This window comes from uncultured Clostridium sp. (assembly GCF_937920395.1).
In the GTDB taxonomy this organism is placed as follows: domain Bacteria; phylum Bacillota; class Clostridia; order Clostridiales; family Clostridiaceae; genus Clostridium_AD.
The window spans coordinates 1-12,289 of sequence record NZ_CALEVF010000362.1 but is presented as its reverse complement, the minus strand read 5'-3'; the positions used below and the strand labels follow the sequence as shown (position 1 = coordinate 12,289).

General features: G+C 31.8%; 10 protein-coding genes and 1 tRNA gene. 2 read left to right on the top strand and 9 right to left on the bottom strand.

Annotation, left to right across the window (positions count from 1 at the left end; genetic code table 11):
* From Q0649_RS21265 to Q0649_RS21235, 7 genes are all read right to left on the bottom strand, one after another.
* The coding region (locus tag Q0649_RS21265) for an FAD-binding oxidoreductase (protein ID WP_298846617.1) at positions 1-557 on the bottom strand (557 nt) is incomplete at its 3' end.
* 230 nt (positions 558-787) lie between these two features.
* A complete protein-coding gene (locus Q0649_RS21260; protein ID WP_298846615.1) occupies positions 788-1,726 on the bottom strand; it encodes an electron transfer flavoprotein subunit alpha/FixB family protein in 939 nt (312 codons plus the stop codon).
* Positions 1,727-1,745: 19 nt separating this feature from the next.
* Positions 1,746-2,531: an electron transfer flavoprotein subunit beta/FixA family protein gene (locus tag Q0649_RS21255; RefSeq protein ID WP_298846613.1), complete on the bottom strand. Its 786-nt coding sequence runs from the start codon at positions 2,529-2,531 to the stop codon at positions 1,746-1,748.
* An 859-nt stretch (positions 2,532-3,390) separates the two neighbouring features.
* Entirely contained in the window at positions 3,391-5,775 is a 2,385-nt protein-coding gene (locus Q0649_RS21250) for a protein kinase domain-containing protein (protein WP_298846610.1), read from the bottom strand.
* Positions 5,776-5,805: 30 nt separating this feature from the next.
* On the bottom strand, positions 5,806-6,534 hold the full coding sequence (locus tag Q0649_RS21245; protein ID WP_298846607.1) for a PP2C family serine/threonine-protein phosphatase: 729 nt from the start codon (positions 6,532-6,534) through the stop codon (positions 5,806-5,808).
* A gap of 617 nt (positions 6,535-7,151) precedes the next feature.
* Positions 7,152-7,242: transfer RNA gene (locus tag Q0649_RS21240), tRNA-Ser, on the bottom strand.
* 158 nt (positions 7,243-7,400) lie between these two features.
* On the bottom strand, positions 7,401-7,595 hold the full coding sequence (locus tag Q0649_RS21235; protein ID WP_298846605.1) for a hypothetical protein: 195 nt from the start codon (positions 7,593-7,595) through the stop codon (positions 7,401-7,403).
* A 448-nt stretch (positions 7,596-8,043) separates the two neighbouring features.
* Between Q0649_RS21235 and Q0649_RS21230 the strand changes: the two genes are divergently transcribed.
* Both Q0649_RS21230 and Q0649_RS21225 read left to right on the top strand, forming a co-directional pair.
* Complete coding sequence (locus tag Q0649_RS21230) at positions 8,044-8,295, top strand: hypothetical protein (RefSeq protein WP_298846603.1); 252 nt, start codon at positions 8,044-8,046, stop codon at positions 8,293-8,295.
* Positions 8,292-8,657: a hypothetical protein gene (locus Q0649_RS21225; protein WP_298846600.1), complete on the top strand. Its 366-nt coding sequence runs from the start codon at positions 8,292-8,294 to the stop codon at positions 8,655-8,657. The genes Q0649_RS21230 and Q0649_RS21225 overlap by 4 nt, the downstream gene beginning before the upstream one ends.
* 79 nt (positions 8,658-8,736) lie before the next feature.
* On the opposite strand, the gene larA is transcribed toward Q0649_RS21225, so the two are convergent.
* Positions 8,737-10,011 (bottom strand): nickel-dependent lactate racemase, encoded by a 1,275-nt coding sequence (gene larA, locus Q0649_RS21220; protein ID WP_298846597.1) that lies wholly within the window; start codon positions 10,009-10,011, stop codon positions 8,737-8,739.
* A gap of 12 nt (positions 10,012-10,023) precedes the next feature.
* Positions 10,024-11,547, bottom strand: coding sequence for an L-lactate permease (locus Q0649_RS21215; protein ID WP_298846594.1), 1,524 nt, complete (start codon positions 11,545-11,547; stop codon positions 10,024-10,026).
* Positions 11,548-12,289: the final 742 nt, after the last annotated feature.

Sequence of the window (12,289 nt, the reverse complement as noted above, 5' to 3'; positions counted from 1 at the left end):
GTAGCTCCAAATTTAGTAATTTCTCCTGATGGAAGAACAACTGTCATTGCACGTACATAATCACGTGTTGCACCATATTTAACAGCTCTCATTCCACCTGCATTAGTTGAAACATTTCCACCTAAACAAGCCGACTTTTCACCAGGATCTGGAGCATATAATAATCCTTGTTTTGCACAATCATCTGCAAGATCCTTGAGAAGTACTCCTGCCTCAACATGAACAACAAAATTTTCTAAATCATAAGAAAGTATTTTATTCATCTTTGTAAGATCAATTAAAACTCCTCCGAGTAGTGGAACTGCTCCTCCAACAAGTCCTGTTCCTGCTCCTCTTGGAGTTACTGGTATCTTATTTTCATTACATATCTTCACTACTGCAGCAACTTCCTCTGTAGAGTGTGCCATAAATACAGCTTGTGGAGCTTTTGTCCCATAAATAGGCATTTCATCATGAGAATAATCTTCATTGATGTCATCACCTGTTAAAATATGTCCTGGAGCTGCCCCCTGTAATTGTAAGATTAATTCTTCTGTCAATTGATTATACTTAACCATAATAATCCTTCCTTTCTAAACTTTTTCTTACTAGATATTATTTATTGGTACTATGGTACGACCACTTTATTTAAGTTTATCACAATATCTAAACTAACTCAATCATTTATACAAATTAAATGTAAACATTTACTCAATATTTGTTTTATGAACATTTAAATAAATGTACATCATGCTTGCACAGCTTTACCAAATGGTAAAGCTGTTATATTCTAATGAATAAAAAACCTTTATTTTGCTTTTACTTTCTTCATTTCTTCAATCATAACTGGAAGAATTTCAAGTACATTTCCAACAATACCTATATCTGCGATATCAAAAATTGAAGCTTCTTCATCTTTATTAATTGCCACAATATATTTAGAACCTGACATTCCAGATGTATGTTGTGTTGCTCCAGAAATACCGCATGCAATATAAAGTTTTGGTGCTACAATCTTTCCTGATTGTCCAACTTGGTGTGTACGACAAACCCAATCACTCTCAATTGGTGGTCTTGTTGCACCTACTACACCACCAAGTACACGTGCTAATTCTTCAACAAGTTGGAAATTTTCTATATTTCCCATTCCACGTCCACCAGAAACAATAACTTGTGCTTCTTCTAAATTTACAGCTTCACACATTTCTTTTACTGTATCGACAATTTTTACCTTAACGACACTCGCTGGAATTTCTATTTTCTTCTCAGTAACGCCTGCATTTGAAGCAGCCTCAGGTTTTGAAAAGCTTCCATTTCTTACTGTAACTACTGCTGTACCTTCTACTTCAATATGTTCTAAAATAGTACCACCATAAGCCGGCCTTGTGTATATAACTTTACCATCAGTTTTATTTATTCCTATTACGTCACTTACACATCCTAGGTCCATACGTCCTGCAATACGTGGTGCAATATCTTTAGCTAGTGTTGTATTTGCGAGTAGTACGATATCTGGGTTTTGCTGCTTAACAGTTTCTGATAATACTTCTGTCAAAGTATCACAGTCTGTAGCAGTTTCTACAAAAATAACTGGAATTCCGAGATTTGCTACAGTATCTGCCGCAGCCCTGTTACCTACTATAAGCGCTGTTCCTTCTGCATCTAATGCTTTTACTGCACTAATTAATTCAAGACTTCCGCCTAATACTTTTTCTCCATATGTTTCAATAAACAATAACACTTTCATACTTCATTTTCCCCCTTAATTAGATTGTCTTATCTTTTTTCATTTGCTCTATAGCAGCAATTACTGCTAACGATGCGTCTTTTTCCTTAATTTTAATACCTGCCTTTTTCTTAGGAGGTTCAACATATTCAATGATACGTACTTTTGCTTGTTTTACCTCTCCAATTTCTGCTGCGCAGTAAGTTGGAATGACTGCCTTACGGCTTGCCATCTTGGTTCTAATAGTAGGATAACGTGGATCATAATTTGGTTTACTTACTGTTATTACAGCTGGAGATTCTAAAGAAACTACATTATATCCTTCTTCAGTTTCTTGATGAACTTCCATACCACCATCTTTCAAATTGATTTCAATTGCGCTACTAACAAAACTTGACTTCAATTTTTCAGCAAGTATTGCTCCTAGCTGACCAGTAATTTCATCTGTTGATTCCTTTCCACAAAGAATTAAATCAAATTTTTCACCTTTGTCTTTTTCAATTTTATGAATAGCATCTACCAAAACATCAGCTGTGGAATTAGCGTCTAAATCTGCATATAAATCATCTTTTACAGAAAATGCTTCTTTAGCTCCTACAGCAAGACAATTTTTTAATGTATTTAAAGAATCCTCTGCTCCAACAGTTAATACACTAACACTTCCTCCATTAGCTTCCATAAAACGAACTGCTAACTCTAATGCATATGTGTCGAATGCATTTGCTACCATAGTGATTCCATTGAAATTAGGCTTTTTTGTCTTATTATCCAAATGAATTTCAATAGAATCATCTGGAACTTGTTTTACACATAACAGAATTTTCATATTTTCCCTCTCCTTTACGCTTTTACATTATTAAATAGTTTTTTTGATATAACCATTTTGTATTTAAATTCTTCTAAAATACCATTGTATAAAAATTGGTCCAATTAATTTATCTAAAAATATTATCAAGTGGTACTATGGTACTACCACTTAATAATATTTTACCACACTATTTAAAACAACTCAATCATTTATACAAATTAAATGTAAACATTTACTTAACAAATATTATAATAAATGAATAACATGCTATATTAATCCAAATGGGTTTCCCACTTGTGTCGGTATAGTTTTTATTAGCACTATAAACTACCTTTACATTATAATTTATTCTAATTCATTGTCACCTCTTGTAATCATCCCAAACCCTTATGATATCTACATTAGAATATAAAAATTTCTTATACAAGTGAGAATTAAAATTTAAAAACTCTAATACGTTGCATACCCCCTATGATAAATTTGTAATGTAGTAAGTAATTTACCTATAAACCCTTATATATCAATGATTTAAACTAATTACATATCTAATATTTAGTTACAATATTACTATAATTAAAAATTTCTCGTAATAATTTAAGATTTTTTTGCAAAACTACAGCGAAAGATTAGGGGGTTCAAAAATTTATTAAAATTAAAATTAGTGAATGTTGCTTCTTTAACTGGAACTAATATAGTAATTCTACCTGATAATGATGATGTATTATCTCTTCTACATATTAAAAGGGCTCTAACATAATTGCTAGAGCCCTTGATCTTGGCCGAGAAAGATGGATTTTAACCTCTGGAACGGAATAACGTAGACCTTTTGTTAGTTTTACTCCATTAATTTTGCATAAATTTATATTTGATAATTCATCTAATGTGACTTCCCAACACCAGGATTCTTGAAACTAGAATTAAGATGGTTTAGGACTAATTCAAAGTATTTCTTTTGACTCTCTGGGAATGCAGCAATATATGTATTAATAGAACCGCTTCCTACTGTACACCACTCATAATATATCTTGTCTCCATCAATCCAAGATACCACAAACCAGTTGTTTTGCTGGGTTTTATAAAGTGCATCGCTATGTTCTTTAATTACATCGTTGTAAACTGATTTTGCATTTTGATTTGACACATTATTTTTCCCTGATACAGTAAGTTTTACACTGTCATCTTTTGAAGAAAAAATACTTCCATTCTGACTAAGAGGCATTACTTTTGTCAAGAGGTCACTAGGGTAATCTATTGAAAATCCAAATTTATCATTAGTATATTTTGAATATACTATTTGCTGCTTCTTTAATTGTCCACTCCACTTTTCAGTAACTTTTACTAACTTACCTGTGGCAGTATCCATTCTATATATGTTGCCATCACTAATATCTATATAATACCATTCACATGTTGCTTTATGAGAAGCTCCTGTTTGCTGGTTATCTATTATAGTTTCATAAAAATGTATCATATGATATTCTTTATTATCAATCTTTTGTATGCTATCATAATCTAAATGATAGCCCTTAGGTAGCTCCCCTACTATTTTACTTGCAATGTTGATTGCTTCTTCTTTAGAAATTGTTCGAATAACTTCTTTTGATTTTACTTTTACAGAATCTGTTGCTTTATTAGTACTATTAACAGCTTTTGTTTGGCTTCCTCCATCTCCTATTAGCACAAATCTTATTGAAATGATTCCCAAAATTATAAGTAAAGAAATAGATGAAAATATAATATATTTCTTTCTTCTACTCATATTTACCTTAACTACCGATTTGGGTAACTCTGTACTTTCCTTTAATATTGTTGAATTTTCATTAGCATTACTTTCCTTTAATATTGTTGAATCTTCATTAGCATTACTTTCCTTTAATATTGTTGAATCTTCATTAGCATTACTTTCGTTTAATATTGTTGAATCCATTTTAGTGCTTATATCATTTTTAGGACTTTCAATCTGAGAAATAACCTTATTACCACAGTTACTGCAGTACATTTCATTTTCATACAATTTCTCACCACAACGCGAGCAAAGCACCACTACATCCATTGGTTCCGGATTTGTATCACTATTTTTTATATGTATAGTCCCTTCATTGGGAACATTTACACTTGTAGCACCTCCATTATGAGAGCGTATAACAGTTTTATCCAAATCAATATTATCGTGGTTTAGAGCAGATACCTCTTTAGTATCAATATAATTTTTTTGTTTATTTCTATTGATTTCCTTAGCAATTGTATCAACTTCAGAGCCAAGCTCTTCTGAGCTATTCTGTATAATATTGTATAAATTATCATTTTTAAATAGCTCATTCGAAAAATCTTTAATGCTTTGATATCTATCTTTTGACCTTACAGAAAGAGCAACTTTTAAGCAATCAATAGCATCGACCGGTACATCTTTCCAGCACTCGCTTTCCCATTCTATTGTATCCTCTGATAATCTCTCAAGTGCTTCTTGAGGAGGTTCTCCAGCTAACATTCTATAGAAAGTAGCAGCTACTGCATACACATCAGTCCAAGGTCCCTGAACACCTCTACTCCTATATTGTTCTTCTGGTGCAAAGCCTGGTTTAAGTATTACGGACAAACTTTTTAGATCACCCACAACTTGCCTTGAAGCGCCAAAGTCTATAAGCTTTATCTGACCATTTTTACACATGTAAATATTACCTGGGCTAATATCTCTATGAAGTATGTTTACTTTATGAACAGAATTTAAAGCATTCATAACTGGTCCAATAATTCCTAAAGCTTTAGCATATTGTATACTTTCACCCATTGCATTAAGATATTCTTTTAAAGTAATTCCATCCACATAATTCATAACTATATAGGCAGTGTTGTTTAATCTAAAAAAATCATAAACAGAAACTATGTTTTGATGATCTCCAAATTTAGCAAGTATCTTTGCTTCTTCAAGAAACTTTTCTAGACCACTATTGTACTGCAACTCATTATCACTTGTAAATATTGTTACATTATTTTCACCAGCATATCTAGTAGAAAATTGTTGTGGTAAATATTCTTTTATAGCGACTTTTCTACTTAGAACCTTGTCCCATCCAAGATATGTAATGCCAAAGCCCCCATTCCCCAAAACCTTTCCTACCATATACTTATCATATAAAAGTGTCCCTGCTCGGAGATGAACTGGATTTTCAGAAACTAGATTTTCATTCCATCCACATAGTGGGCAAATTTTATTATCTCCCTTATCACTCATACATCCCATACATAATTTATGCAATTGCAAGTCAAAACCTCCTTAATATTCATCTGCTTGTTAATTAAACCAAACTGTAATTGCTGTGTAATTATCGTTATTATCATTTATTCTCTCATTAAGCACACTTTCCAATTTTAAAATCCACTCTTCAGGAGAAGTAACAATCTTTAATGATGTTATCATACTATCTTCATCAACATATTCCCAAAAGCCATCAGTACATAATAAAAAGACATCGCCTGAACGTAAGTTTACCGAATTTTCATTTATCGTACATTTAACATCATTACTTTGTCCAATAGCACGAAGTAACTTGTTCCTGTCTTCATGAAATCTTATTTCATCTACCATAATTTCCCCTGCATCAGCAAGTGCTTGTACTACACTATGATCCTTTGATTGATGATAAATATGCCCATCTCTAAAAAAGTAAATTCTACTATCACCAACATGAACCCAATTGACACTTTTAAAATCCGTAAGCAATGCCACTAAAGTAGATTTCGAAGAATTGAGTTCAAAATTTTCTTTCTGTGCCTTAGTTAAAATTGTATTTGTCTCTTCAATACTATGCTTTATATCCTTATACTCAATTGATTCTTTTTTTAGACTTAACTCTAAAAAACTATTTACAACTAAATCCGATGCTAAATTACCACCTTTATAACCACCTAAGCCATCAGCTACTACATAACAGGCGAAATCATTTGTTTCTTTATAAGAACAGTAATCTTCATTTACAGCTCTACCGCCTTTTTTAGACAAAACTGATATTTTAGCATGCATAATATCCTCCTAAATTTTCGACTCTAGCATTTAGTATACCCTTTATTGGTATTTATTGATATGTTGAAGCCTGAACTAATATATTTCTTTGTGAATTATCCTTGCAAAAGGGCTCTAGCAGTTTTGCTAGAGCCCTTCATATTGGCGAAGAGTTGGGGATTTGATTGCTGCTACGCATCAATTAATTCTCGTTCAACCACTATGTTAATTGAACCTTCATAAGGGTCATTCATTCTATTTACAGTCATACTCTTAATAGTACAAAACGAAAGACTAATACTGTCATTGATACTTTGTTATTTGACAAAAAATAATAAGGTGTCTATATTTTTTATTAGGCAAAAATATTAGAATCTTATCATTTCTTAAATATACAATTCTAAATCAACAAAAGAGCCCCACAGAATATCTGTGGGGCTCTTGATTTTGGCGGAGAAAGAGGGATTTAATTTCTGCTACGCATCAACTACGTCGACACCCGGTCCGGGTCCTGTCGCCTCCCGCATAGCTAAAAATGTGATAACATCACATTTTCTTAACGCTTTGCGCCCTCACGAGTTCAAATCCCCACTATAATTTAACGTAAAAAAACTCACCTTCCAGTGAGTTCTTTGATTTGGCGGAGAAAGAGGGATTTGAACCCTCGGAACGCATTACACGTTCGCCTGTTTTCGAGGCAGGTACCATAGGCCACTCGGACATCTCTCCATATATTAAGTTGACCTAAGTATTATACCATATAATTAAATTATTTAAAGTGTTTTTCCATTATTAATCAAATACTTAATTTATTTATACCTTTTCAAAAACATATTATTCCTTATCTACAATATAAATTAAGGCAGGATAATTCCCCTACCTTAATTTCATTTTCTATAAATGCCTTTGTTTATTGATGAGCGTCCATATAATCTTCTTATGTCTTCTAAAGTAGTGTCACTTGGAACACTTTTCATGTTAGTCATATTAGCCATTTCTACGTTTGAAGTATCACAAAAGCCCTCATTTTCTACTGATTGTTTACTAGATTTTTTTTCTTCATTTAAATTAATTTCACTCATAAACATTCTCCTTTCGAATATAGAAATTACACTGTGTCTATCTAGTGCATTTCATAGTCTACCCAATTTGTTATAAAGTATCTTTATAATTCATTATAATAAATACATCTCTACCTAACCGCTTATCTATTTCACCTTCGTAAGTTTAATTTATGTTATCTTTTACAATTGTTCTTTAGAATATTTCTTAGTTATATTTTGAACATCAAACATAATACTTATCTTGCTATTATATACATTTTAATCATACCAAATATACCCATTATTATAAATAATTATATGTTCAACGTTAAATTAATGTAAATACCGTTATCTACGTTGTATCTACATTATCAGTATTTTCAACAGTAAATATATTTTTATAGCTTCCATATTAGTAAAATTACTCTTAAATAGGTTAATATATTCTATAATTATACAATATTATATATATAAGGTGGGATTATACATGAACATGAATTTAAAAAAACTGAAAAACACAAAAATTACAACAAGCATAATATTAATATATATTATTTCGTTACTTGCAACACTTGCAGTTGGACCTATTGGTTATACTAATACTAGTAAAATGTATAGCATTAATAATGCATTAATAAAAACTATTACATCAATTTCAAGTATTTTACTAACATTAATCATGATTCGTTATATATTTGAGAGCAAGCACTATCATTATCTGCGCTATCCCAAGAAATGAATGCATCAACTATTGTTACAGTAACTACTGATACTGCAAATGGAGAACTTGCAAAACAAATCTCAGTTGTAGACACATCTATTAGTTCCTTTAAAGACATAATAACTTCTATTCAAAATATATTACCTGAAATAGCAGAGATAAATAATTCAATTTCGGGTATTAATAGTTGTAAAAATACCATTATATCTTCTGCTGAAAATACATCATCAGTGTCAGAAGAAAATTCTGAAGCCGCTGAAGAAATATCTGCTGCAACACAAGAAATGACACTCTCAGCAGATCAAGTTGCAACCTCTGCTCAGTTACTAAATGATAAAACTACATCTATTATAGAGCAAATTAAAAGATTCACTCTTTAATAATTATATAAAAAAACAAAAAAATAAAGTGAGGAGCTTTTTTTGATCCCTCACTTTATTTTTTTGTTTAATCTTTAAGTTATCTTACCACAACTGAAACTCCATCTGGTATTACTGTTATCGTTGCATATTTTCCCTTTATCTTTAAAGCTCTTTCAAGTGCTTCTTCAAAAGTAGCTGCATGCTCCATATGCATTTTCTTTATCATTTCAGGGTCACACAAATCTGATACAAGAATTACAGTAAACTTGTCAAGTATACGTGCAAGAATCTGGAATTCCCATTGATCGGGTAGCGTTTCATTTCTTCCTACTTTAAGTACTTTATCAAGAACTTCTCTTGGGCTCTTTGCATTTGCAATATTGTCATAGAAAGACTGACCACCATGTCCATCATTACAAGCGGACACCATGATAATAACTCCTCCATCTTTGCAAGTTGCTTCAGCTGCTGTCATACCTTTTACAGACTGATATAAGTTTTGATCTAGTGGATATCCTCCATTAGATGATATAGCAATATCTGCTTTAACAGCTTTTACAGATGCAAGTTCCATTACAAATTTACATCCTTTAACATGTGCAAGTTCACTATCTCCTGCAAATGCACTTATTATCTTTTTCTCGCTGTCAATAACAACATTTAATATAAACGCAAGTTTTGCCTCTTTTGCAGCATATAACATATCTATATGAATTGGATTATTTTCAATTACTCCAGAGCGTGCATACTCGCTTGCTATAAATTCGGAGCAATGATTTGCCATTACCGTTTTTGCTGATGCTACTCCAGGAAGTATACTTTTGCGTCCTCCAGAAAATCCTGCAAAGAAATGTGGTTCTATAAAGCCTTCCGCTATTAGTAGTTCTGCTTCCATCGCTATCTTATTAAGTAATAATTCTCCACCAGATGGAAGAGTTCCAACATGTACAACAGTACTATAATCAGTTGATACATGAATTACTATCTTTTCATTATCTACAATATCTTGCCCAAACTTATTAATCATTTCTTCATTTGTAGTTGGTCTGTGAAAACCCGTTGCAATCAATATTGTTATATCAATTTTAGGATTGACTGCTCTAATTCTCTTAAGAAGTATTGGCATTGTTATTTTACTTGGTACAGGTCTTGTGTGATCACTTGTTATTATTACTATATTCTTCTTTTCCTTAACTAATTCTTCTAATTTGACACTTCCAATAGGATTATCAAGTGCCTCATTAACAATTTCTTCTTGACTGTTTTTTACTTTGAAAGCATGAGCCTTTGATTCGAGTATTGCCAACAAATTTCTGTCAGGTATTTCAACTTCCAAAAACCTTTTTGAATATGGTATTTTGACTTTTGTCATTTATATTCCTCCCTACATAGTAAAATATTTTGATCCAAAATAGACGATTAACCCTAAGATTAATACATATACTAGGCAGAATTTCAATGTTGCTTTTAATATCTTACCTTCTGCTCCTACAATTCCAGTTGCAGCCGTTGCAACTGCAATACTTTGTGGTGAAATCATTTTACCTGCTGTAGCACCACCAGTATTGGCAGCCGCTAACCAATAAGGACTCATATGAAGATTTCTTGCAACCTCAACTTGAAGGGGTCCAAAGAGTACATTAGCCGAGGTATCACTACCTGTTACAAAGGTACCTAGCGCTCCTATTATTGGTGCAAATAAAGGATAGAATCCTCCTGTTGCTGCAACAAGTACCACAGCAATAGATGTTATCATTCCACTATAACTCATTACCTTTGCAAGAGAAACTATTGCAAGTATTGTAATTGCAGTTTTAGACATTTGTTTACAAGTATCCATAAATACCTTTACTATTTCTGAAGATTTAGCTCCCTGAATAAGTCCCCCTATAAAGGTAGCAAGAATTATAAGTGTTCCCGGATTTGCAATCCATGTAAAAGTACTAAGTTTTGCATGAGGACCAGTATATATTTGTATTGAAGTCTTTATAGCTGATAATGGTTTGTTTATTGCTGGAACTAAAGTACTTGTGATTAATATAAAAGCCAAAATTAAGATAAATGGTATCCAAGCTATAAAAGCTTTTTTTACAGGTACAGTAACTGCATCTTTAGCTGCTGTTTTTTTATAAAATACTTTAGCTATCGTAACTGTTACAATAATACATATTATAGATCCAATTAATGCTGGTAATTCAGCTCCAAGATATTTTGCAACTAAAAGTTCAGGTATTGCAAAAGATAGACCTGACGCTATGGAAATAAACACAACGCCCTTTATGGCCTTAATACTCTTGCCCGTGAGCATTACGAGTACCAAGGGTAAAACTACAATTAATGCAAATAATTGAATGCCAACTGCATAACTTAAAGTAACTGGATTAATTGATGCAACCTTTGCAAGTGTGGTTACAGGTAACCCTATTGCTCCGAAAGCTGTTGGTGTTGTATTTGCGATAAGACATATTATTGCTGCAAATATAGGATCAAAGCCAAGTGCTGCTAGAATACTTGCAGGTATTGCAACTGCTGTACCAAAGCCTGCAATTGCCTCTAGGAATCCACCAAAACCCCAAGCAACAATTAGAACAAGTATTCTTCTATCTGTTGTGATTCCTGTCATCATATCTTTTATTACGTCCATACTCTTTGTATGAATAGAAAGGTTATAGGTAAATACCGCAGCTATTATTACTACGATTATTGGCCATAATGCCATTGCCGCACCTTCAAGTGTTGCTGTAAGCGCCTGGCCAATTGGCATTTTCCAAACAATAGTTGCAAGTATTATAGTAATTACAAGCGTAATTGTACAAGTTTTATGTCCTGGCATTTTTAATACACCTAGGGAAACCATAAGCCAAACAATAGGAATAAGTGCAATGAAAAATAATAAATAAATATTCATTTTTTAATATCTCCTTTACTTAGTAAGATTAGATATAGTAGTAAAATGGACTACGTAATTTATATTATATATTACCAATATCTATTATGGATATTAGTAATATACTACTTTACTTTATTCACAAATTTTTCCTGGATTTAATATATTGTTAGGATCAAATGCTACTGTATAAGGTTCTATTTTAAAATTTTTAAGTTTTTAGTAATCGTATACAAACACTTTATTAATAGATAATTTAATAACTCAGACTCATGTAACTGGATCTACTTCAACATTTGAAGTCCCTGGAACTTGTTCTATACAAACTAAAATTTTCATATATTTATTTCCCCTACATTTTGTATAAAAATTTAAAATTTTTAGTTGGTAGTATGGTCTGACCTTCTTAAGTTTTATGATATCATACTATTTAGAATATTTCTATAGTTGTTAAGTAGTTAACAATGTTTATTTTTTAAATTTAAGATCAATGTTGAAAACGCTTACTTAGTTCAAATTAACTTTGAATAAACGTAAATAATTTTAAATAACAGCTTTTATTTGATAATATTTTCACATTCTTATAGTCATTACGTGTCCAATAACTTAAAATCCAATATAAGTAAATATATGTATACATAATGTTTTTATATAAAAAAGGTCAATATAATTAAGGTAAAGGAAACCCCTCAAGGTTTCCTTTATTTAAAATACTATTTTTCACTAGCAAGTTTTTGGTATCCTGCTAATCTTTCTTTAGCAT